Origin of the sequence: Gilliamella sp. B3172, from assembly GCF_026536465.1 — a bacterium.
In the GTDB taxonomy this organism is placed as follows: Bacteria; Pseudomonadota; Gammaproteobacteria; order Enterobacterales; family Orbaceae; genus Gilliamella.
The window spans coordinates 287,933-312,253 of record NZ_JAFNOA010000002.1 but is presented as its reverse complement, the minus strand read 5'-3'; the positions used below and the strand labels follow the sequence as shown (position 1 = coordinate 312,253).

22 protein-coding genes are annotated in these 24,321 nt (G+C 37.7%); 8 read left to right on the top strand and 14 right to left on the bottom strand.

From position 1 onward, the window contains the following. The first annotated feature begins 7 nt into the window (after window positions 1-7). On the top strand, window positions 8-1,396 hold the full coding sequence (locus J3U37_RS04115; RefSeq protein ID WP_220219375.1) for an MATE family efflux transporter: 1,389 nt from the start codon (window positions 8-10) through the stop codon (window positions 1,394-1,396). 322 nt (window positions 1,397-1,718) lie between these two features. Continuing rightward, a complete protein-coding gene (locus J3U37_RS04110; RefSeq protein ID WP_267373437.1) occupies window positions 1,719-3,215 on the top strand; it encodes a phosphoethanolamine transferase in 1,497 nt (498 codons plus the stop codon). A gap of 83 nt (window positions 3,216-3,298) precedes the next feature. Here J3U37_RS04110 and tkt read toward each other — a convergent pair whose 3' ends face one another. The 6 genes from tkt to J3U37_RS04080 form a co-directional block, all read right to left on the bottom strand. After that, window positions 3,299-5,305, bottom strand: a complete 2,007-nt coding sequence (tkt, locus tag J3U37_RS04105; protein ID WP_267373536.1) for a transketolase — start codon at window positions 5,303-5,305, stop codon at window positions 3,299-3,301. 125 nt (window positions 5,306-5,430) lie between these two features. Continuing rightward, window positions 5,431-6,381, bottom strand: coding sequence for a transaldolase (tal, locus tag J3U37_RS04100; protein ID WP_220219373.1), 951 nt, complete (start codon window positions 6,379-6,381; stop codon window positions 5,431-5,433). Window positions 6,382-6,593: 212 nt separating this feature from the next. Further along, the gene (gene rpiB / locus J3U37_RS04095; protein WP_220219372.1) at window positions 6,594-7,049 is read right to left on the bottom strand and encodes a ribose 5-phosphate isomerase B; all 456 of its coding nucleotides are present in this window, start codon (window positions 7,047-7,049) and stop codon (window positions 6,594-6,596) included. Window positions 7,050-7,397: 348 nt separating this feature from the next. Further along, the gene (locus tag J3U37_RS04090; RefSeq protein WP_220219371.1) at window positions 7,398-7,649 is read right to left on the bottom strand and encodes a FeoC-like transcriptional regulator; all 252 of its coding nucleotides are present in this window, start codon (window positions 7,647-7,649) and stop codon (window positions 7,398-7,400) included. A gap of 62 nt (window positions 7,650-7,711) precedes the next feature. After that, a complete protein-coding gene (gene feoB / locus J3U37_RS04085; protein ID WP_267373436.1) occupies window positions 7,712-10,036 on the bottom strand; it encodes a Fe(2+) transporter permease subunit FeoB in 2,325 nt (774 codons plus the stop codon). After that, the gene (locus J3U37_RS04080; protein ID WP_220219369.1) at window positions 10,033-10,275 is read right to left on the bottom strand and encodes a FeoA family protein; all 243 of its coding nucleotides are present in this window, start codon (window positions 10,273-10,275) and stop codon (window positions 10,033-10,035) included. The genes feoB and J3U37_RS04080 overlap by 4 nt, the downstream gene beginning before the upstream one ends. A 400-nt stretch (window positions 10,276-10,675) precedes the next feature. Here J3U37_RS04080 and J3U37_RS04075 point away from each other — a divergent pair, with 400 nt between their 5' ends. The 3 genes from J3U37_RS04075 (at window position 10,676) to J3U37_RS04065 (ending at window position 12,473) form a co-directional block, all read left to right on the top strand. After that, the gene (locus tag J3U37_RS04075) at window positions 10,676-11,032 is read left to right on the top strand and encodes an ArsC family reductase (protein WP_267373435.1); all 357 of its coding nucleotides are present in this window, start codon (window positions 10,676-10,678) and stop codon (window positions 11,030-11,032) included. 13 nt (window positions 11,033-11,045) lie between these two features. After that, window positions 11,046-12,185, top strand: a complete 1,140-nt coding sequence (gene dapE / locus J3U37_RS04070) for a succinyl-diaminopimelate desuccinylase (protein ID WP_267373434.1) — start codon at window positions 11,046-11,048, stop codon at window positions 12,183-12,185. 96 nt (window positions 12,186-12,281) lie between these two features. After that, entirely contained in the window at window positions 12,282-12,473 is a 192-nt protein-coding gene (locus J3U37_RS04065; RefSeq protein WP_267373433.1) for a hypothetical protein, read from the top strand. Window positions 12,474-12,478: 5 nt separating this feature from the next. Here the strand turns inward: J3U37_RS04065 and cysZ are convergent, their stop codons facing one another. The 7 genes from cysZ to J3U37_RS04030 form a co-directional block, all read right to left on the bottom strand. Then, a complete protein-coding gene (gene cysZ / locus J3U37_RS04060; protein WP_267373432.1) occupies window positions 12,479-13,297 on the bottom strand; it encodes a sulfate transporter CysZ in 819 nt (272 codons plus the stop codon). Window positions 13,298-13,391: 94 nt separating this feature from the next. Continuing rightward, entirely contained in the window at window positions 13,392-15,314 is a 1,923-nt protein-coding gene (locus tag J3U37_RS04055) for a GNAT family N-acetyltransferase (protein WP_267373431.1), read from the bottom strand. 3 nt (window positions 15,315-15,317) lie between these two features. Then, a complete protein-coding gene (locus tag J3U37_RS04050; RefSeq protein WP_267329710.1) occupies window positions 15,318-15,773 on the bottom strand; it encodes a DUF441 domain-containing protein in 456 nt (151 codons plus the stop codon). After that, window positions 15,773-16,483: a phosphoribosylaminoimidazolesuccinocarboxamide synthase gene (gene purC, locus J3U37_RS04045; protein ID WP_267329709.1), complete on the bottom strand. Its 711-nt coding sequence runs from the start codon at window positions 16,481-16,483 to the stop codon at window positions 15,773-15,775. The genes J3U37_RS04050 and purC overlap by 1 nt, the downstream gene beginning before the upstream one ends. A gap of 187 nt (window positions 16,484-16,670) precedes the next feature. Continuing rightward, window positions 16,671-17,417: an outer membrane protein assembly factor BamC gene (bamC, locus tag J3U37_RS04040; protein ID WP_267329708.1), complete on the bottom strand. Its 747-nt coding sequence runs from the start codon at window positions 17,415-17,417 to the stop codon at window positions 16,671-16,673. Window positions 17,418-17,452: 35 nt separating this feature from the next. Continuing rightward, window positions 17,453-18,331: a 4-hydroxy-tetrahydrodipicolinate synthase gene (gene dapA, locus J3U37_RS04035; RefSeq protein ID WP_220219360.1), complete on the bottom strand. Its 879-nt coding sequence runs from the start codon at window positions 18,329-18,331 to the stop codon at window positions 17,453-17,455. Window positions 18,332-18,428: 97 nt separating this feature from the next. Continuing rightward, window positions 18,429-19,187: a Nif3-like dinuclear metal center hexameric protein gene (locus tag J3U37_RS04030; protein WP_267335822.1), complete on the bottom strand. Its 759-nt coding sequence runs from the start codon at window positions 19,185-19,187 to the stop codon at window positions 18,429-18,431. Window positions 19,188-19,707: 520 nt separating this feature from the next. On the opposite strand from J3U37_RS04030, the gene J3U37_RS04025 reads away from it, so the two are divergent. Next, window positions 19,708-20,463: a tetratricopeptide repeat protein gene (locus J3U37_RS04025; protein WP_267373430.1), complete on the top strand. Its 756-nt coding sequence runs from the start codon at window positions 19,708-19,710 to the stop codon at window positions 20,461-20,463. A gap of 122 nt (window positions 20,464-20,585) precedes the next feature. Then, a complete protein-coding gene (gene rnt / locus J3U37_RS04020; protein WP_220219357.1) occupies window positions 20,586-21,227 on the top strand; it encodes a ribonuclease T in 642 nt (213 codons plus the stop codon). Between the two features lie 67 nt (window positions 21,228-21,294). On the opposite strand, the gene J3U37_RS04015 is transcribed toward rnt, so the two are convergent. After that, complete coding sequence (locus J3U37_RS04015; RefSeq protein WP_294833667.1) at window positions 21,295-21,624, bottom strand: Grx4 family monothiol glutaredoxin; 330 nt, start codon at window positions 21,622-21,624, stop codon at window positions 21,295-21,297. 453 nt (window positions 21,625-22,077) lie between these two features. Here J3U37_RS04015 and yccS point away from each other — a divergent pair, with 453 nt between their 5' ends. Further along, on the top strand, window positions 22,078-24,222 hold the full coding sequence (gene yccS / locus J3U37_RS04010) for a YccS family putative transporter (protein ID WP_267373429.1): 2,145 nt from the start codon (window positions 22,078-22,080) through the stop codon (window positions 24,220-24,222). Window positions 24,223-24,321: the final 99 nt, after the last annotated feature.

Genomic DNA, 24,321 nt, shown 5'->3' with positions numbered 1-24,321 from the left:
AAATCAAATGAAGCTACATTATCGACACGAAATTAAACATATCATTACACTTGCAATACCGGTAATGATTGCCCAAATATCACAAACCGCCATTACGTTTGTTGATACCATTATGGCTGGCAACTATAGTAAAACGGCGCTATCTGGCGTCGCCATTGCTGTCTCTATTTGGCTGCCGACAATCTTATTTGGGCAAGGGTTGCTCACCGTTTTAACCCCTATCATTTCAAACTTAAATGGTGCTGCTAAGCGTAATTTGGTCGCTGACCACACCCGTCAAGGTGTGGTTATTGCACTGATTTTGTCGGTAATGATGATGCTGATTTTATATCATTCCGATAAAATCATCAGCTTAAGAAGCTCAGCTGAGCACCCTATTGATCCGCAAATGGTCGAGGTTGCTGTCTCATTTTTACGCGCCATAATGTGGGGCGTTCCTGCATTCTTGCTGTTTTTAGTCTATCGTAATCAGTGCGAAGGGCTATCCAATACTAAACCGGCAATGGTGATAATCTTTATTGCTTTGCTTGCTAATATTCCAATCAACTACATTTTAATTTACGGCAAGCTAGGTTTGCCGGCTTTTGGTGGTGTTGGATGCGGTATCACGGCGGCAATTATCTTTTGGTTGATGTTTATTTTAATGCGCCTTTATACTTTAACCACAGCAAGCCAAAAGGATATTCGTAACACGCCTGTCACTAAACTGGTCGACTTTGCGATCATCAAAAAAGTGATTGTGCTGGGCACGCCGTTGGCATTGGCGTATTTCTTTGAAATGAGCTTGTTTGCGGTTATCGCCCTGTTAATTGCCCCACTCGGACAAATAACGGTAGCTGCTCATCAAATTATCTTCACAATCAGCAGTTTAACTTTTGCTATCCCTTTATCACTTGGGGTTGCAACCAGTATTCGTGTTGGATATTTACTGGGCAAACAAAAGCCTTCATTAGCCAAACAAACCGCTTATATCAGTCTGGCAATTTCATTTGCGATAGCCGTTGTTGTGGCACTGATTTTGGTGATCTTCAGAACGCCAATTATCGAATTGTTTACCAAAGAGACGGCGGTTATTGCTATTTGTATGCACCTAATTATTTTATTAGCCATTTATCAAGCTTCTGATTATTTGCAAGTGGTAGCCAGTAATGTGCTTCGTGGTTATAAAGATACCCAAAGCATCTTTTTTATTACTCTGCTCTCTTATTGGGTTGTCGGCTTGCCAGTTGGATATATTTTAGCTTTGACCGATCTGGTTATGCAGCCATTGGGGGCTGCCGGTTTTTGGATTGGTATTATTTCCGGACTGGCAGTTGCTGCGGTACTCCTGATTGGCAGAATGATCTATCTACAAAAACAACCAACCGAATTGATTTTAAAACGGGCTTCAAAATAAGCCCATAATAGCCTTAAGCTGAATAAAAATGTATTTCTCAGTTTTAAGGCTATGTTCTCTATTTTCTTTTCATTACTATCATCGCTCTATACCTATTATCTTGCCATACACAGCTTAATAAATTGATGGATCATTGGTAGAAAACCAACAATAAACCTTTCAGCTAAACTGACTTTTACAACTAATAATTGCGTAAAGTTCGATTATTTATATAATGTATTTTTTTGAAATTCTGTAAATTATTTAATAAATTGTAATGTTATTTAAAAAAACTATTTTTCCCCACCTAGTTTGTATTGTCCTTTCAGCTTTATTGGTATATTTGTTAGGGTATCCTTTAAGAGTTGATCGCATTTTACTCACTTATTTTTCCTTGATATTTTTTGCTCATTTTACGCTAGGCAAATTTATTTTTGGTTTTCTATTTATTTTAGCTGCGATCTACTTTCCAACCTCTTATTATTATGGTTCGCCGAATGTTGCGGTTATCAGTGCGCTTTTGGAAACAAATTTAGATGAATCGAGTGAATACTTCAGCCAATTACCCCCACTATTACTTGTTGCGCCAATATTTTTAATCTTAGTTTTTATCTTCACATTTACCAAACTTCAATTTCCGAAGATTAATAACAAATATTTTATTCTCTTTGCTCTGGCTGTCTGTCTTTATAAACCGGTTAAAATATTATGTAAAAGCAATGCCAATTTGCCCGCTACATTTGTGATTGATAATTTCAAATATCCTTTTTTTGAATTTTTTACAGATTTATATACCAGTATAAAAATCTATACCACTGAAAAGCAGCAGCAACTTGAGCAGATTAAGTACGCAAATACCATTCCGATTATCTCGGTCAGCCCAAAACATAAAACTTACGTGATAATGATTGGTGAAAGTGTGCGCAAAGATTATATGAGTGCTTATGGCTTTAAATATGACAATACACCTTTTGCTAATCATAATGCCAGTATCATTTGGGATGGACTTATCGCACCAGCGCCTAATACACAATCATCAATCCCTCATTTTATTAGCCAATCAGTTTTTATCGATGATAAAAAAGTCACCACGCAAATAAATAACAATATAATTAGTATTGCAAATGCAGCGGGGTTTGAAACTTATTGGCTGTCTAATCAAGGGCGATTAGGTAAAATGGAAATTACCGTACCTCGAATTGCCGCCTACTCAAAACATAGCTTTTATACCAAAAAAGGCGAATACAATGGCAAAAATTCCCGTGGAAAACATGATACTTTGCTGTTACCCGAATTAGACACTATTTTATCGACCGAACAAACTCGACCAAGATTGATTGTTATGCACTTAATTGGCTCGCATCCCCACTTTTGCAAACGGTTAGAGTTTGATGTACAGTTTAATCTGAATAATAAAAATATTTCATGCTACGTCAGTAGTATTAAAGAAACCGACGATTTAATAAAAGCAACGATTGAATCTTTACAGAAACATCATGAAGATTATGCGCTGGTCTATTTTTCCGATCATGGTCTTGCTCATACTGATAACTATCAAGACTTAAGACACAATGCGAGTTATCAAAATAGTTATCAAGTGCCTTTAATCTTTTTTGATTCCAATCACACTCAACAACATAGAATCAATAGAACGATATCCGGCTTTCAGTTTGTCTATCTATTAAGCCACTGGTTAGGAATAGAGTTAGATGTTAAGCACGACTATATGCAAAACGAATTAATGGATATTTCAGAACAGAACGATATTAAGATAAAAGACTGGCAAAGCAATGAACTTTATCAGTTTGATAATTTGAAAAAAGATCCTAACCCGTATTAATTGGTTATTTTATTAATCTTGATATCAATAAAAAACGCTATGGCTAAATTAATCGCCATAGCGTTTTTAATGTCAGTAACGTCTTACTTCAATAAACTAGAAGCTTTTTCAACAACGTTTTTAACAGTGAAACCAAATTTCTCAAAGAGTTGTTCTGCCGGGCCTGACTCACCAAAGGTTGTCATACCCACTACTTTACCATTCAGACCCACATATTTATACCAGTAGTCACTAATGCCTGCTTCAATAGCAACACGAGCAGTTACGGTTGAAGGTAAAACTGATTCTTTATAAGCGCTATCTTGTTTATCAAACGCATCAGTACATGGCATTGAAACAACTCGCACTTTTCGACCTGCTTGCGTTAATTGGTGATAAGCTTCAACCGCAAGTTCAACTTCAGAGCCGGTAGCAATAAGAATTAATTCTGGTGTACCTTCGCAATCATTTAAGATATAGCCACCACGATAAACATTATCTAATTGCTCAGCGGTGCGATCTTGTTGTTTAAGATTTTGTCTTGAGAAGATTAATGCTGTTGGTCCATCTTTGCGTTCAACAGCATATTGCCAAGCAATAGCCGATTCAACCTGATCACATGGGCGCCATGTGCTGACATTTGGTGTAACACGTAAACTTGCCATTTGCTCAACAGGTTGATGTGTGGGTCCATCTTCACCCAAACCGATAGAATCATGGGTATAGACAAACAGTGAACGAATTTTCATTAATGCAGCCATACGAATCGCATTACGCGCGTATTCCATAAACATTAAGAAAGTCGCACCATACGGGATAAATCCACCATGAAGGGCAATACCATTCATGATTGCTGACATACCAAATTCACGTACACCATAATGGATATAATTACCATCCGGATTGGCTAAAATTTCTTTCGATCCTGACCACATGGTTAAATTACTCGGTGCTAAGTCAGCCGATCCGCCTAAAAATTCCGGAAGAACAGGGGCAAAAGCTTCGATCGCATTTTGTGATGCTTTACGCGTTGCAATCGTCGCCGGATTTGCTTGTAATTTAGCGATAAAATCTTTAGCTGTTTGTTGCCAGTTAGTTGGTAAATCACCATTGGCTCGACGTTTAAACTCTTTGGCTAGTTCCGGATACGCTTTTGCATAAGCATCAAAACGGCTATTCCATTCGTCTTCAATTTGTTTACCTTTTGCTTTTGCATCCCATGCATCATAATAGGCTTTTGGAATTTCAAATGCGCCATACGACCAGCCTAGTGCTTTACGCGTTGCTTCTATTTCAGCTTCACCTAGTGGCGCACCATGACTATCATGACTACCGGCTTTATTTGGTGAGCCAAATCCAATAACGGTTTTACACATTAAAAGCGACGGCTTGTCGGTGACCGCTTGCGCCTCTTCAATGGCAACACTGATCGCTTTAGCATCGTGACCGTCAATGCCACGAATAACATGCCAACCATAAGCCTCAAAACGTTTAGCGGTATCATCAGTAAACCAACCGTCGATTTCACCGTCAATTGAGATACCATTATCATCATAGAAGCTGATAAGTTTACCTAATTTAAGGGTACCGGCTAGTGAACACACTTCGTGAGAAATGCCTTCCATCATACAACCGTCACCCATAAACACATAAGTGAAGTGGTCTACAATGGTGTGACCGGGTTTGTTAAATTGTGCCGCTAATGTTCGCTCAGCAATCGCCATACCCACTGCGTTAGCAATACCTTGGCCTAAAGGTCCGGTTGTCGTTTCAACACCCGGCACATGACCATATTCGGGGTGGCCTGCGGTTTTTGCATTTAATTGACGGAAGTTAATTAAATCGTCGAGAGTGACGTTATAACCGGTTAAGTGCAATAGACTATAAATCAACATAGACGCATGGCCATTTGATAAAACAAAGCGGTCACGATCAGCCCAGTTTGGGTTTGTTGGATTGTGTTTTAAGAATCCTCGCCATAGTACTTCAGCCATATCCGCCATTCCCATAGGTGCGCCTGGGTGGCCGGATTTCGCTTTTTGTACGCCATCCATGCTTAATGCCCTTATCGCATTCGCCAGTTCGCGGTGAGATAGTGTCGTTGCATTCATGTTCATGATCTCCAAAAAAATTTAATTAATATTCGTTATTGCCGCTACAGTAGTTGACTGTGCAGATTCGTTAATCAAATTAACGAAAGAAAAAGAAAATTAAAGGGGAGCAAGCTCCCCAATTGTTATAAAAGTTCACCAATCATTTGTTCTAATTTACCTTGGTCAACGGCAAAAGCACGGATACCTTCAGCCAGTTTTTCAACTGCCATTGCATCGCTATTGTGTTGCCATCTAAACTCTGCTTCGCTCATTAATTCAGGGCGAGCAACGATAGGTTGATTCGGGTTAAGTTTTTGAACCACCGGCGCATCAGATTGTTGCATTTCGGCCAGTAAATTAGGTGAAATTGTTAGTCTGTCACAGCCCGCTAGCGCTAAGATTTGATCCACTTTACGGAAACTTGCTCCCATAACAATCGTTTTATAGCCATGTTGTTTGTAATAATTATAGATATTACGAACTGAAACCACGCCCGGATCTTCATCAGCAATATAAGGGTCGATAGGTTTTTTAGCTTGATACCAATCATAAATGCGACCAACAAAAGGAGAAATTAAAAAAGCATTCACTTCGGCACAAGCTCGTGCTTGGGCAAATGAGAATAACAACGTTAAGTTACAGTTAATACCTTCTTTTTCTAAAACTTCCGCAGCTTTAATACCTTCCCACGTTGAAGCGATTTTGATTAAGATTCTGGATTTATCAATGCCCTTCTCTTGATAAAGTTCGATAAGACGACGGGCTTTATCAATACAACCTTGCTTATCAAATGATAAACGCGCATCAACTTCGGTTGAAATGCGTCCGGGAACGATTTTTAAAATTTCCGCACCAATATTAACAGCGACTTGATCACAAGCATTAATTAATTGTTGTTGTTTGCTTCCACCGATCTTTTTGGCGGTTTCAATAGCTGAATCAATTAGATAACGGTATTGAGGAAGTTGAGCGGCTTTGAGAACTAAAGAAGGATTGGTAGTTGCATCTTCTGGGGAAAACTGTTTAATCGAATCGATATCACCGGTATCGGCCACAACGACGGTTAGTTTTTTAAATTCATCTAATTGACTCATACTTCTGTATCCTCTAGAACTTTAGGTGTTAAACACGATTATAATAGCATTTTTTCTATAATAAAACGACTGTTCAAGCCGTTAATTATGCCGCCATTTTACAACAAAAAACGATTAAAAACAGATTGAAAACAACGGCTAATATCAACGTTGAGTGATATTATTCTCCTAATTTTGGCGGCATAATTATTGAATAAAACAGTTATTCAAGGTTATTTACTATATAATTCATCATAATAATTAATACGTTCAACTTTAGGTGTTGAACCCCCGCCCTCAAACTCTGATTCTAGCCATGCTTGTACCAGTTTTTTGGCCAGTTCAACGCCAATGACTCTGGCACCCATGGTCATAATCTGGGCATTGTTACTCTTTCTTGCTCGTTCAGCAGAAAAGACATCATGGCACTGAGCGGCTCGAATTCCCGGTACTTTATTGGCGGCGATCGCAACCCCAATCCCTGTACCACAAATTAAAATCCCACGTTCATGCTTACCCTCTTTTATTGAACAAGCAACAGCATTAGCCACATCGGGATATAAAGGATTTGTTGGCTGTTTATCACTGCTATAATCAACCGTTTCAATCCCTTGTTTAGTCAAATATTCAACAATACTATTTCTGAACTCAAAAGCGGCATCATCCGCGCCGATTGCGATAGTTTTCATATTAATTTCCACTCCTTAAATCACGAAAAATGAACATAAGTTCATATTAATATCATTTGTTATTTTTCGATATAAATAAATTCAGTTATGTGACATAAGTCTCGAAAATAGAATTTTTTTTTAAGGAAACAAACCGCCATTTTATACATAAAAAATGATTTTATACTTAAACGTAGGTATTTTCTGAAACTTCTTGACAAGAATTATTCAAAGGTTACAACACAAAACATTTGATTAAAAGAGACAAGTGTAATGATTAGGGTAAAAACAATGTTTGGTTATTGAGCAATGATAAGCTAATAGATTGAACTGATATAAATCAAGCACAATCGATTGTCGCAATATCTGTTAGCTTGCTGGCGGTAGAATCCAGCTATAAATAGGTTGGGAAAGTAAATCACACCCGACACAAGTGCTACATTTGGTTGATTGACAGACTGTGTTAGTTTCGTTCGTCATAACACTGATGATACCTTTATTGACCCAAAAGCTGAGCATTTGGCTTACCGCGCTTTCCGGTAAGCGAAAATGACGGGCAATATCTTGCAAGCTCACCCGCCCTTTTAACTGAACATAATCACGAATTGAGGTTATTAACATACTTACTTAAAGCGCAATATCTTAATTATTGCGCTCCCTTTTATGACATTAATTTGAGAAAACTAGTTACAACAACCGGTATCTTTTGTTGTCGGGCATTTTGGTAATGCCAAATGATTAAATAGCGCTAACTGACCTAACTTACGCAAGCACGCCAGTAAAATGCCGATAAATAAACCACAACCAATCAACCAGTAAATGGCAGAATTGGTTTGCCCTAACAAAGTACATTGATAAAACATGGTCGCAATCAACCACCCAATAATAAATGTCCAACTTGCAACAAACAGCATCCATTTGCTACCCGCTTCACGATAAACCGCCCCTAACGCAGCGGCACAAGGGGTATAAAGTAAAATAAAAATGAGATAAGCCATTGCTGAAGTTGCGCTGACAAATGACAATTTGATTTTTGAAACGGTTTGCAAATTGACATCTAAATTATTTTCAATACTGTCCAGATCTTGACCCACCGTTGTCAGTCCTAACGGATCGACAAGTGCATCAGACAAATGGCTCAAATTTTCCGGTATAGTTGCCACAGCCGATTTAATGCCACCAACAAAGTCATATTGATCGACATCGCTATCCTCACTATCCATTGAATAGAGTGAATTGAGTGTTGCAATAACAGCTTCTTTAGCAAATACCCCGGTAAAAATACCCACAGTTGCCGGCCAGTTTTGCTTATCAATCCCCATAGGTTCAAATACCGGTGTGACCTTTTTACCGATTAGTGATAGCACCGAATTATCAGCATTTTGATGACCAAATGCGTTATCTGTACCCCATGAATTTAGCACGCTAAGCACCGTAACCATAATCACAATCGCTTTACCAGCCCGCACCATAAACCCCTTAAGGCGTTGCCAGGTTAATTTCAGCATACTGCTTAACGTTGGTATTCGATAGACCGGCATTTCCATAATAAAAGGGGTTAATTCGCCTTTTAATAAAGTAATTTTTAGAATAAATCCCGTAATAATCGCTACCGCAATGCCCAGTAAATATAAAATAAATACCACGGTTGATGCATAATGCGGAAAAAAGATAACAGCAAACAGGGTATAAACCGGTAAACGAGCACCACAGGACATAAAAGGGATCATGCAAATTGACATAATGCGGTCACGAGTGCTTTCCAGCGTTCGTGTGCCCATAATGGCCGGTACACCACAGCCAAAGCCAACTAACATCGGTACAAAAGCTTTACCCGGTAACCCGATAGCTCGCATAGCCCGATCGACAATCATTGCGGCGCGAGCTAAATAACCGCTGTCTTCTAAAAAAGAGAGGACAAAAAACATGGCCGCAATAACCGGCACAAAGGTCGAGACAGTGGTAATGCCGGTACCAATACCGTCAGCCAATAGCACATTTAACCACAACGGAGCATTAATTGAGTGGAGTAAATAAGAGACGCCACCAACAAAGATTGTTGTAAATACCCCTTCGAAAAAGTCGATAAACACGGAGCCAAAATTAATCGCAACAAAAAACATGGCATACATCGCAAAGAGAAAAAACGGAATGCCGCTTAATCGTCCTAATACCCATTTATCGAGTTTTTCAGTAAAGCTGATACTTAGCTCCCGCGGTTTATCAATCACGGATTTACATAACCAATCGATAGTTTCATAACGAGCACTGGCTAACGCCACATCGATTTGATTATCGCACCATGCTGATAGTGAATGTCGGCAGTTTTCAAGCTTTTCATTTTCATAATCATTTAACGCATAATGCGCACTATCTAATAACGCATCGATAAGTTGCCAGCGATTAAACTGGTGCACAATACTCTTATCAGGTAATTGACTAATAAAACGGTTAATAATGCTATGTTGCTCGTCACCTAACGTATCGATCGTTGGTTTTGCCACCTGTCGGGTGTTAACCATTTTTTTTATGAGTGAATGAAGTAAATCAATACCCGTTTTACGTTTCGATGAGATAGCCACAACCGGACAGCCCAGCAAATCTGATAATTTTTCAATATTAATTGACTCACCCATAGCCTTAAGCGCATCGGTCATATTAAGCACGACCAACATAGGAACTTGTAGATCAATTAGCTGCATGGTGAGGTATAAACTACGCTGCAAATTTGTTACATCAATAATATTAACGATCACACTATCTTGATTAGTTAATACAAATTCACGGGCGATTAACTCATCTTGCGAAACACGCTGTGGATCAGTTTCAATCGAATAAGTACCGGGAAGATCAATAATCTCATATTGTTGATTTTCAATCGTTAATATCCCACTTTTACGCTCAACAGTGACCCCAGGCCAATTACCTACTCGCTGTTTGGCACCGGTGAGTAAATTAAATAGTGTGGTTTTACCGCTATTAGGATTGCCTATCAGTGCCACCTTCATGGTTTAATCTCCTGAACTTGAATTGATGATGCTTCAAGCCGACGTAGGCAAAGAAAAAATCCTCGTATTTTAATTTCGATAGGATCACCCAGTGGCGCTATACGTACTACGGTTACTTTACAACCGGGTGTGATCCCCATAGCGAGTAGTTTACGACGAAAAGGAGAACAATCCGGCAAAAGCCGATAGATAACCGCCTCTTGACCTATAGCGAGGTGATTGAGTGTTAGGACAGACATTAAATTTCCTAGGTTGATTCGATTTTGAAAGATCTATTTAATAATGCGAACGATTCGCAATATTAATACACATCTAATGAGAAAAAAATAAAGGCAATATTAAAAAAATGGAAATGATTGTCAGTATAATGGTGAAAAAACATCAATTTTTAATAATTTTTTTACTAAATGGATCGATACGGTAATTTTACTTTTATGCTAATACTCGTCGTTTAAAAATCACCCTGATTTTTAGTAATTACTAACAGATTCCACCATACTAAGAATTAGCTTAGTTGAGCCAATAAATTGATTATCAATCAAAAGCGTAAACCGCTAAATAGGTTAATTATCTTCATTGCTGTGTTAAGCTGTTAACTGTTATAATCATTTTATTCTTCGCCTATTTGGAACTATTTTTATGTATAAAATCTACGGTATTAAAAATTGTAATACCATGAAAAAAGCCTTTACTTGGTTAGATGAACATCAGATTAATTATCAATTTCATAACTACAAAACAGACGGCCTTTCGGCAGAGCTTTTACAATCTTTTCTGAAATTAGTCGATTGGCAAAGTTTGCTTAATACCCGTGGCACAACTTGGCGTAAACTTGATGAATCCGTTCGAGCAAAAATTGATAACGAACAAGCAGCCATTAAAATTATGTTAGACAATCCTTCGATTTTAAAACGCCCTTTATTGATAAATGGGCAACGAGCGTTGTTAGGATTTTCCGACGAAAGTTATTCACAATTTGTCAGCCAACCAAAATAAGATTGAGATCACCATGAATGAACCTGTTATTGCCTTAACTAAAGCACTGATTGCCGAAAAATCGATAAGCCCTGATGATAAAAATTGTCAGAAAATCATTATCGAACGATTAAAACCGCTGGGATTTACGATTGAAGAAGTCAATATCGGCCAGACGAAAAATTTATGGGCTTATCATGGTGATCGCCAGGCTAAAACGTTGATGTTTGCCGGTCATACCGATGTTGTGCCAGCGGGAGACGAAAGTAAATGGCAATACCCACCTTTTGAACCGACCATAGATGAAAATGGCGTACTTTACGGGCGCGGCGCTTCGGATATGAAAAGCGGCGTTGCCGCCATGGTGTGTGCCGCTGAAGCGTTTGTAAAAAAGTACCCTAACCATAGTGGCTGTATTGCTTTTTTACTGACCTCTGATGAAGAGGCCGATGCCACCGACGGAACCACTAAAGTTGTGGATTTATTAATGAAACGACACGAACGAGTGGATTATTGTATCGTTGGCGAGCCGTCAAGTGATAGTGTGCTGGGTGATCAAATCAAAAATGGTCGTCGAGGCTCATTAACAGCCAATTTAGTAGTACACGGTATTCAAGGCCACGTTGCCTATCCTCACCTTGCTGATAACCCGGTACACCGTTTTGCACCAGCTTTACATGAACTTGTTACCACAGTTTGGGATAACGGCAATCAATATTTTCCGCAAACTACCATGCAAGTAGCCAATATCAATGGTGGAACAGGCGCAGAAAATGTTGTTCCCGGTGAGTTGTCTGTACAATTTAATTTTCGTTATAGTAGTGAACTGACTGATGACATCATCAAATCCCGTGTTGAGCAAATTTTACAAAAACACCATTTGAACTATACCTTAACTTGGCGACTATCGGGTCATCCATTTTTAACACCACAAGGTGAATTAACTAACGCTGCGGCGAAAGCAATTAAACAATTTACTCAAATTGACACACAATTATCGACCAGTGGTGGCACATCGGACGGCCGTTTTATTGCCAAAATGGGATGTCAGGTTATCGAATTAGGCGTGCTTAATAAAACCATTCATAAAGTCAATGAAAATGCTAATTGTCAGGATATCATTACCTTAACTGCTATCTATCAAAACATACTTGAACAGTTATTATTGACCTAACAGCTATTTAATTTCAGCGTTTTTAAACTGATCATAAAGCGGTCGTTTATTACTCCGCTTTATATCAATCACATGACCTTTGCAAAAGGAGATAACATGGAATGGCTAAAAGATTATTGGTGGATTATTTTAATCATCTTAATTGGTATCTTTATTAACACCATTAAAGCGTTAAACAAACTTAGCTATAAACACTATCTTGAAAAAAAGAAAGGGATAAAACCTATCCCTTATCAAGATGATGATGACGATGATTGGCCGTCAAACAATAAACCGCATAAAAAATAATACGTTTAGCGAAAATCTTCCTTATTGCTTGAAAACAGCGCCGGATGACGATAACGATCGACCCACATTGCTGTCGAACCACAAACAGCAATTGGCATAATAATTAAATTTAACAATGGCACCATGGTAAAAAGGCTGACTAAACTGCCAAAGATTAAATTATCTGCACGGTCTTGTCGAAGTAGTTGTCGCATTCGGTCAAAAGTGATCTTATGATTATCAAATGCATAATCGGCATATTGGATATTAACTTGCCATGCGGTAAATAAAAACCAGATCACCGGCGTTACCGATTGCCCAAAAACCGGAATAAAATAGCTAAGTAGAATTGGAATTGCCCACAGTAAATAATAACCTAATTTTTGCAGTTCACGACGAAAAATCCTAGGTAGATCTTTGATTAAACTTAACCATGAGGTATCAGGAGATGTAATACCGGTTAATTGCGCTTCAACTTGCTCAGCAAGCAAACCATTAAATGGCGCAGCAATCAGGTTGGCTACGGTACTGAAAAAGTAACAAAAGAGTATCACCAGCATTATAATCACAATAAAACCGATAATGTACCCGAGCCAATGCAGCCAGCTAGGTACGAAAGATAGTCCCCAATCTACAAAGCCGGTAATCGAGGTGAAAAACCAATAAAATAGCACTGACATAATCACAATATTTGCAATCAGCGGTAAAAAAACATAGCGCTTAATACCGGGACTAAACGCCAAAGACCAACCTTGCATAAAATAATCAAACCCCGATTTTCTATGTAATTGAGGTTGATTAAAATGTCGATTGTCATTTTTATCTTCTAATTTGTTTGAATTCACATTCAGTTCCTTTAATTTAAATTTAGTGCCGAAAATAGTTATATTAAAACGATCAGTGATAACACTGTGGTCATTTAATTCACGTTTAAATAGTTTAAGATAATGATTTAAGGCACTGGTTAACTTCTTGCTTAATCGCCTTCATTAAGTCATTTCGGCCGGTTAAGTGATACTGTTTTATCACTTGTTGCTCACTTTGAGGATTATGCAGTAACGTTTTTAAAATGGTTAATTTTACTAAGGGTAATTGTTGCTCATGGTGCTGACATAATCGGCAAAGTGCAGCATAAGTTGCTTGAAAAGGACGATGATAGCAGCAAAATCCATAAAGTTCATCTATATCTTGTATTGATAAATGTTGATTATCATCGATGTTTAACATTGTATCAAAAGGTAAATCGATAATATTTTTAAGCCAAAACGCGTTGCGGGCAAGTTTTCGCTGTAATTTGTCAGTTAATGCCTGCCCTTGTTCGGTCAAAGGTCGCAATGCCATAACAGAGTAATTACCACTACTGGCTTGTTTATGGCTTGCAATATGGACTGGCGTAAAACCACAAGCTAGCCAAAACCGATAATTTTCTTCACTGTAGGCAAAGCTTACAGATAAAAAATCATGATGCTGATTGATTGCTTTTGCCATAATCGTTTCGATTAATTGCTTGGCAATATGTTGTCGACGATAAGCACTAGCAACCACGATACGATTAATCCTTAAAGAGTGTAACTGAGCGGCTTGTTTTTCACCGGCATGAGCAACTAAGGATTGCGCCACTAAATTACCTTTAGGTCGACGGCTACCTTGCCATACTTGTTCGATCAGCTCATCGGGCAATTTACCCTCATCAATGGTGACAGCGGCGGCAATGGTTTTATCAGCCATAGTAGCTTGAAATACGCTTAAGTTTTGCGCATCAAACAGGCGCCTTAAATCGATTAATGTGGTTTGATAATGCGCCATTTTTAACAAATAAAAGATCGACCTTAATAGGCTAATATTCGATCTATCTACCTTTGAGTAACTCACTGATTGTGAATAGCTAGGTGAAGAATCTGCTTTGCTCAAGCCACCGTTTAGTAATAGACGATCGGTAAATTGCTCAACCACATCCCCCGCTTGCCAGCGAATTGGCGTGTTAAGCGCAAAAATTTGATAGGATTTATCGTGTAAAAGTTTTAGTAAAAAACCCTGACCGGTACCTTCATAGCCTTCAACGGTGGTGGTTAATAATACCCGACGATTTTGCGCTAATGCTAAATTTATTAATTTGTCGAGCATCGGTAATGGGATCATGGCAGCTTCGTCAATAATCAAGTAATCGGCTACCAGTTCGGTAGCGTTTTCAATTAAGTCATCGGGCGCATCAAACCGGATATCGGGCTTAGCAAATTCAAAAAAAGTGGCCAGCGCACCCTTGTTTGGAGCAGTTACTTGACAGGGTTGATGACGGCTAAATAGACCGGCTAAAGCGGATTTGCCACGCCCTCTTTTAGCAAGCAAAACATTAATGCGTTTATCACTCTCTAAAAGCTGTGTGAGTACTTTTTGCTGCTCAGACACATCGATAGCGAGCGTATCTATTGGTGGAAAATCTTGACTGAGAAAGCCGGCAAACTCAGCTAACGTTTGTTGCAAATGCGCAACAAAATTAGGCACACCAATAGGTAAGCAACTTTCATTCCACCGTAAACTGTCCTGATCTTGCCAATCATTAAAATTCTGCGGTAACAGTAATATTAATACACTGCCTTTCACCAGTGTACCAACCATCATAGCAAAAGCATCAAGATTAAATGCTTCGGTGGCATCAAAAATGGCATGCAAATATTGTTGACCGAGCAAAGCTTTGGTTTTAGTTGGCTCAACAATATTTGGGAGATAATCGGGCAAGTCAGACTGCGCAGTAACAGTTATCCAATCGCCATGATGCTTATCGATTGTGTTACTTAATTGGTTAAATAGTTGCTTTGCCTCACCATGTAACACCCATAGCTTTCTGGTGCTATTAGGATTCATAGCTTAACTTTTTCCAATCAGCAAGGATAATATGCCGGCGGCAATCAAAGGACCAACAGGAATACCTTTAAAGAAGGAAACGCCAATTAGCGTACCAATAATTAAGCCATTGATAATAGTTGGCTGAGCACCAATTAACGAAATGCCACGGGTGCCGAGCCATGAAACCAATATACCCACTAAAATCGCCAGCAAAGATTGCCATGTGGTAAATGATTTAACAATGTCACTGATCTTTAATGATCCGTCGGCTAAAGGTACCATCATTGCCGCGGTTAAAATAACAATGCCAATGGTTAAACCATATTTATTCAAAAATGGGAAATAGCTGATAAGGGGTGTAAGTTTGAAAAGTAACAACAGTAAAACGGCAAACGTCACTGTGTTATTATGGGTTAAATAACACAGTGCTGCTAATCCCAATAGTAGAAAAAAAGAGATATCAAACTGAGCAAACATTACAATGGAACACCAATACGCTTAGCGACTTCTTCGTAAGCTTCAATGACGCCACCCAATCCTTGACGAAAACGGTCTTTATCCATTTTTTTCAAAGTCTCTTTTTCCCATAAACGACATCCGTCAGGTGAAAACTCATCGCCTAAGGTGATTTCGCCGTCAAATAAGCCAAACTCTAATTTGTAATCAACTAAAATTAATCCGGCTTTATCGAATAATTCAGTTAATATGGTATTGATTTTAAAGCTTAGCGCTTGCATTTCATCAAGCTGTTCATCACTGGCTAAGCCGAATGTTTTGCAGTGCGAGCGGTTAACCATTGGATCATGTAACGCATCGTTCTTCAAAAATAATTCAAATGTTGGCGGATTGAGTACTCTGCCCTCTTCAATACCTAAGCGCTTAACTAACGACCCTGCCGCACGATTGCGTACCACGCACTCAACGGGCAACATTTCAAGTTTTTTTACGATAACTTCATTATCTGATAGTAAAGCTTCAACTTGGGTTGGAATACCCGCTTCACGCAATTTCGTCATAATAAAGTAGTTAAATTTATTGTTTACCATACCTTTACGTTCTAATTGTTCAATTCGTAGTCCATCGAATGCAGATGTATCATTTCTAAACTCAAGAATTAAGAGTTCAGGATTGTCAGTGGTATAGACCGTTTTTGCTTTACCACGATAAAGCTCAGCCAACTTTTTCATCTTTATAACCTTATATCAAATTGCCAATAAATAATTAAGGAGCTAATCGCTCCTTAAATTCAAAACTATAGTGTTGCTATGATTAGCACTCATTTGACAGATAACTTGAAATAGCAACATTGCCTGCTCCTTTAAGCTTTAACGCAAAACCCGTCCGATAAGACTCAACCGGGTTATTTATCAGAAATTAGTTTTTAAGATCTTCTTTCAATTCTTGGCTTAGTGATGATCTTTCTGTTTGCTCTGCACCTGTATTTTCATCATTATCTGTTTTGCGTGGTACCACACGTAAAGATTCAGGGGCAACTTCATCCATAATATCATTGAATAAGCCCACTACATAACGTTGAACTTCAATTGGTTGGGATAAGATATCTTCATTTCCGCGTGTTAACGAAGTTAAACGTAACGTAATTGTTTCTGTTTGACCGAGCACTTCTCTGTTAAAAACAAAGGAAGCTTCAATAGATTGATCTTCATCAGCCCGAACAATAAACGCTTTGTCAGTCGTAATGGATTTATTATCACTGTGTTTAATTGGGATGTTTTTATTTGTTAAAACATTACCAATTCGCCCCCAAACATTATCACTTAATGGCGTATTAAACGTGACTGCGCCATTACTGTAGTCAGCAAATGCATCGGCAATAGTAGGAATCGGTAAAACTGGCGGTCTAATATCTAGTTTTTTGCCCAATGCACCTTGTACCTCGTTATTATCAACGTAATAATCATTCGTTTCAGCAGGAACAGTGACACCTTGCGGAATGATTAACGGTTTTAGTGCCGGTGATTGAAGATAATCTTCATTACCGTCGACTTCACGTTTGTAATTTTGATCACTACCACATCCAACAAGAAATACAGAAACTATTGTTGTTAAAATAGCGATTTTTTTTATGGCATTACTTTTAGATAAAGTTTTATTAAACATAGATATCTGCTTATTAATTAAAGGTTATACATAAATTACAGTAAATTGGCTTCTTTTAACGCTTTTTCAACCACAGGAATTGAAGCTTCGCTCAGCGATACCAATGGTAAACGGATTGTTGCATTTTCCATTAAACCTAATTTTGCACAAGCCCATTTTACTGGCGTTGGGTTTGGTTCAATAAATAAATTACTATGCAAAGCTAATAGTGTATCATTCAACATTCGTGCTTCTTTAATTTTGTTTTGCGCAGCAAGTTCACAAACAGTTGCGACCTGTTTTGCTGCCACATTAGCGGTAACAGAAATGACACCATCGCCACCTAAAATCATAAAATCTAAAAAGGTTGAATCATCACCGCTGAGCAGTTTGAAATCATCGCCGACTAATTTTCTGGTTTTATAAACTCGAGATAAGTCACCTGTTGCATCTTTTAGTGCCACGATATTTTTAATTTTGGCTAATCGCCCTACCGTTTCAGGTTTGATATCGCTGCTGGTTCTGCCCGGTACATTATAAAGAATTTGCGGTAGCGCTGTGCTTTCGGCTATCGCTTTGAAATGTTGATACATGCCTTCTTGAGTAGGCTTATTGTAGTATGGCGCAACGGTCAAACATCCCACTACGCCAATATTTTCAACCCGGCGGGTTAATTCAATGGCTTCTTTAGTTGCATTAGCGCCAGTGCCGGCAATGATGTCAATGCGGCCATCAGCGTACTCAATAGTACGTTTGATGACATCAATATGTTCATGATGATCAAGCGTTGCTGATTCGCCAGTGGTACCGACTGAAACAATAGCACAAGTGCCGCTTGCAATATGATATTCTACCAATTTTTTTAAGCTTACATGGTCGACATTTCCTTTAGTATCCATTGGGGTGACAAGTGCGACCAGACTTCCTGTAAACATAAAGCGACCTCTCATATTATGTGTTTATAAAACAACTTAAAAGAATAAAAAAACTGCGAATAAGTATGCGATATTTCTTATTTAAATTCAACTTTTGTTATGCAGGATTATCAATATCGATAAAAATATTTTCTAAGTTATAGTTTCGCGCTAACCATTCACCTAGCATTTTAATACCATATCGCTCAGTAGCGTGATGTCCACAGGCATAAAAATTGATACCGTATTCACGTGCAATGTGAATAGTTCGTTCAGAGACTTCGCCAGTAAAAAACGCATCAAATCCTTGCAAGGCAGCGGTTTCAATAAAATCTTGTCCGCCACCGCTACACCAAGCTACACGTTGAATCACCTCAGGGGCATTATCACCACAAAACAGAACGGAGGATTGATTGTTGTGTAAGATTTTTTCAAGTAAATTTTTGAATTCTAATGCAGTCATCGCTTCAGATAAGCGACCTTTAAACAGCAGATCGGTTATATCTTCACGCTTATCCATTTCGATATTTAATCGCTGGGCTAATTGTGCATTATTTCCTAGGATTGGGTGACCGTCTAATGGTAAATGATAACCAAACAAGTTAATGTCATTCGAGAGTAGCGTTTTGAGTCGTTGATATTTTATGCCGGTAATGGTTTGCGGTTCACTTTTCCAAAAATAGCCATGATGAACTAATACCGCATCGGCTTGCAATTCAACCGCCTTATCTAACAAGCGTTGACAAGCTGTAACCCCAGTCACAATTTTTTTAATTTCACTTCGGCCTTGCACTTGTAATCCATTGGGGGCATAGTCACGATAGCGTAATACTTGCAGTTCAGTATCAATAATGTGTTGAAGTTCGAAATTATGCACAATACTCCTCGCTATTTTTATACTCAAACATAGGGTAAATCTGAAACTTTTTGACAAACAGCTAACCGTTAAAATTAGCTTTAAAATGTTGAGTCCTTTTAATTGACGCCAATTATAGACGCTTTCTGAAAATATCTCACGTGATATTATGTTGAAGTGATAATTAACCTAATTCTCATTTATCCACTACGATTGGCAGCCCATTATCATTTTGCTGATTCAAGATAAATCTTGATGTAAAATAATGCCTCGTTAACCCATTGACTTTAACCAATCACAACAAAAAGATTCTACCTGTTACTTTAAACAAATTAGGATAAAAGCACTTTTTACATTGATCAATTGCTGATTGACTTGTTTTCCAGTTAAATCTTGTGAAAAATTGACGCAGGGCGCAACAAACTAAAAAACTTGGTGTAATTTACTGATTAAAATTTAGTTAAAACACACTGCGAAACAGTTTATTCAAACCGATTATTATGCTAAATTTGCACTTTTTTGGAGTTGAAGGACATATAGTATGCCACTATTAGTTGTAATAAGTATCGTTATTGCATTATTTTTTGCCATTCATGCTGTTAAAAACGGTCAAGATCGTATATGGCTCTATATTCTATTTCTTTTCCCGATACTAGGCAGTGTCGTCTATTTTTTTGCAATCTATCTTTCCGATATTCGCGCTACCCACGTTGGTTACCAATTTGAATCCAAATTGCGCAAAGCACTTGATCCACAGCGTTCACTACGTGAAGCACAAAAAAATTATGATTTATCACCCACTGTCGATGCAAAATTAAGCTTAGCTAAAGCACTAGTTGATAGCAATCGTGCTAGCGAGGCATTACCTTTTTATGAAGAAGCATTAACCGGTATTTATCAAACTGCGCCGGACATCTTGTTGCAATACGCTAATGCACTTTACGAAGATAAACAATTTAATAAAGCAAAACAACAGCTTGATTATCTAAGAGAAAAGAATCCAAATTACAATTCTGAGGAAGGTCATTTACTTTACACTAAAATTTTGGTTGCGTTAGATGATAAACAGCAGGCAAATCAAGAATTTGATGCGCTTATTAGTTACTACCCAAGTTTAGAAGCGATTTCCTATTATTTACAAACATTAATCAATTGGAACGAAATTGATCAGGCTAGAGCAATATTACAAACCATTGAACAACGTTTAAGACATATGCCTAAACACTCGAAACGAATTAATTCACAATGGATTAAAGAGATAGAACAATCAAAGCAAAAACTATCACATTTAAATTAAAGTATATAATTGAAGTGATCACTGATTTATAGCGAAAATGCTAAGGTAACTCAGGTAAAACTAGGCGAATAACGTAAAAACTGGCATAATAACTCTCATTTCAGATAGATAAGACGAATATTGTGCCTAACACTAAACTCTGTGAACGTTTTCGTGGATTCTATCCGGTGGTTATTGATATAGAAACCTCCGGATTTGATCCAAAACTCAATGCTATTTTAGAGATCGCAGCCATTACGCTGAAAATGACGGATGACGGCTGGCTGGAGCCTGATCAAACATTGCAATTTAATGTTAATCCTTTTGCCGATGCGATTTTAGAGCCTACTGCATTAGCTTTTAATGGCATTGATCCTGACAACCCTTTACGTGGCGCAGTTGATGAGAAAGTTGCACTTGAAGCTATCTTTAAAATGGTGCGCAGCGGAATCAAAGCCAATGACTGTACCCGAGCGGTGATTGTGGCACATAATGCACATTTTGATCACAGTTTTTTGATGACTGCAGCTGAAAGAGCTGGCATTAAACGCAACCCTTTTCACCCGTTTGCCACCTTTGATACCGCATCACTTTGTGGTTTAGTATTTGGGCAAACAGTTCTGGCTAAAGCATGTGAAACGGCAAATATTCCGTTCGATCATAAACAAGCCCATTCTGCGCTTTATGATACAGAAAAAACAGCTATCTTATTTTGTGAAATGGTCAATCGGTTTAAACGACTAGGCGGCTGGCCACTGATGCCAAATGAACAGCTTCATAGTTAACACTAATAATGGTTAACACCAATAATAAAGGGAGTGAATACTCCCTTTTTAATGAATACTCAAATGATTATGCAGATTTATATTTTTCCGCAGTTTGCTTAATTAGCGATTGTAATTCACCAGTTTGATACATCTCTAACATAATATCACAACCACCGACTAACTCACCTTCTACCCATAATTGAGGGAACGTTGGCCAATTGGCAAATGCCGGCAATTGCGCACGAATATCCGGATTTTGCAAAATATCAACATAAGCAAATGGCACGCCACATTGTGATAAAACTTGCACAGCTTGCGCCGAAAAACCACAACTAGGCAATTTTGGCGATCCTTTCATATAAAGAATAATGGGATTGTCGGCAATTTGCTTTTTAATTTTATCCAGCGTTGTCATTTCAGTTGTCATAAAAATGGATTCCTTTTAATGATATTTCAAAATTTTGCTCTATTTTAACGTAGATTTTAAATCAGTCCTATTCTCATCAATTCCATTTGCTAGATGTATAACCTAAACTCAGGTCGATTGTTGAAAAATAAATCACATAATATAAACATTTAAAACGAGATAACTTACTAAAAATCAATCAATAATAATTTTTTTAAAGATAATTTAGCAACGATATAGCCAACTAAAAGGCTTTGCCTATTTTTGTGATAAATAGTTTTAAACAACAAATAACCAGTAGTAATATTCAGCCATTTCAACTGTTTTTTCAAAATAATTTAGAGGGTTAAATTGAGTGATGTTAATAATTAATCAGTTAATTTTGCTCAGTGGCCTTACCCTTTTACTCCTTTGAACAATATAGTATGCTACTCATAATCATTGCAACTGACAAATACAATCGTGCAAACAATTCTCTTAACTTTACGTAAAGTTTTTTACAGCAGTAATCTCATTTTCAGTATTCGTATGTTAATTAGCTTAACAGGCTCAACGTTAGTGCCATGGTATTTAGGCTATGTGTCATTAGTCATACCTTTAACGCTGGGTGTTGTTGCTGCTGGATTATCAGAAATTGATACCCGACTATTAAGCCGCTGTATCAATATTGTTTTAACCCTAGTTTGCTTTGCCATTGCCACTTTTTCAGTCGAACTGTTATTCGATTTTCCGTTGTTATTTATTATTGGATTAGTTTGCTCTACCTTTATCTTTATTATGCTTGGCTCTTTAGGGCAAAGATATGGTGTTATTGCCTTTGGCTCGTTGCTCATCGCCGCTTATACCATGCTGGGGCATAATTTATTTAATGATAATTATACCTTACCCTGTTTTCTACTCTTAGGAGCACTTTGGTACAATGTCGTTGCACTAATTGAATCGATTATTCAACCAATCCGAACCACTCAGCAAGCATTGACCGATTGTTTTATCAAGTTAGCACAATATTTGGATGCCAAAGCCGCAATGTTTGACCCTGATGAAACAGACAGATTTTCTAGACAGACGCTGGAATTAACAGAAAGTAATAATCAATTAATTGCGGTTTTTAATCAAACCAAACGCTCACTATTTAATCGGTTAAAAAGCTATCGTGGTCAATCCTATATAAGAAAGATGCTTAGTTACTATTTCGTTGCGCAAGATATTCATGAAAGAGCTAGCTCTTCTCATGGTGATTATCAAGCATTGAGTAAGCAATTTAAGCATAGTGATATTTTATTTCGTTTTGCTCGAATCTTGAATTTACAAGCTAAAGCGTGCGCAAAATTAGCCTTATCGATTAAATTAAATCAAACTTATCAACACGACCCATTATTTGCCCGCTATTTTGCATATCTTGAGGAGGCAATTAATCAATATCAAGCTAATAATCATAGCCATAGCTTACTAATTAAATCATTGCAAAATCTACTACAAAATTTACAGTCTATTGATCTACTGTTAGCCAATATCGATACCGAACAACACCTTTCCAAAGAGCAGGAAAACAATCAACTCGTAGATGAAGAGTTAACCAGCTTTTATGATTTTTTTGCCAAAATTAAACATAACTTAACCATTAAATCGGCGCTGTTTCGGCATGCTATACGAATGAGTGTGGTACTTTTTGTTGGCTATATGGTGATCGCTTTTTCGCATCTGTCGCACGGATATTGGATTATTTTAACCAGCCTTTTTGTCTGCCAACCTAACTATTCAACCACTAAATATCGATTGAAATTGCGGGTACTTGGAACAATTTTAGGGATTATAGTTGGTATTCCGTTAACTTATTTATTTCCAACTGTTGAAGCGCAACTGATATTAATAATTCTAACCGGTTGGTTATTTTTTCTCTTTAAAAATTCGCAATATGCTTATGCAACTGCTTTTATAACTCTATTGGTATTTTTTAGCTTTAGCTTAATTGGTGAAAGTAGTATCGAGGTTGCAGTTTCAAGAATTATCGCAACCCTAATTGGTTGTTTTATAGCTTGGTTTGCGGTCAGTTTTATTTGGCCAGACTGGAAATTTCGCAATTTATCGAAATTAGTTGATCGTGTCTGCCATGATGACAGTCATTATTTAGCCTTAATCGGTCACCAATATCTAACAGGTAAAAGTAATGATCCACAATATCGTGTGGCTCGTCGTGCTGCGCATGATAGCAATGCCGATCTGTCGTCATTGATTAGTTTGATGACCAAAGAGCCACATATGAATCCAGCAGTAATCGATAGCGGATTTCGGTTGTTGACACTCAACCATACACTGATCAGCTATCTTTCCACTTTAGGTGCACATCGCGATAAACAGGTTTCCGAACAGACCTTGGAATTGTTTGATGATCTGACGGTTTATATCATCAATATGCTCACTGTTAAGCAATTAGACACCGAATACCAACCGATTAAGCAATCGGTGGCTAATTATATTGAGTCTATTTCAAACAATGATGATCAAATCAATAATGATCTGCTGGTTATACAACAATTAGCATTAATTTTGGATATTTTGCCAGAAATTGTTTCCCTGATAGGGGAATTGGATATTAAATCAGTTTAATCAAAACTGATTTAATATCGTTAGTTACATTTGTTATTTTAATTTTTTTAGCAAACTTAGTGTGCCTTTCTATTACATTTTTATTGTAATTCTTTCAAA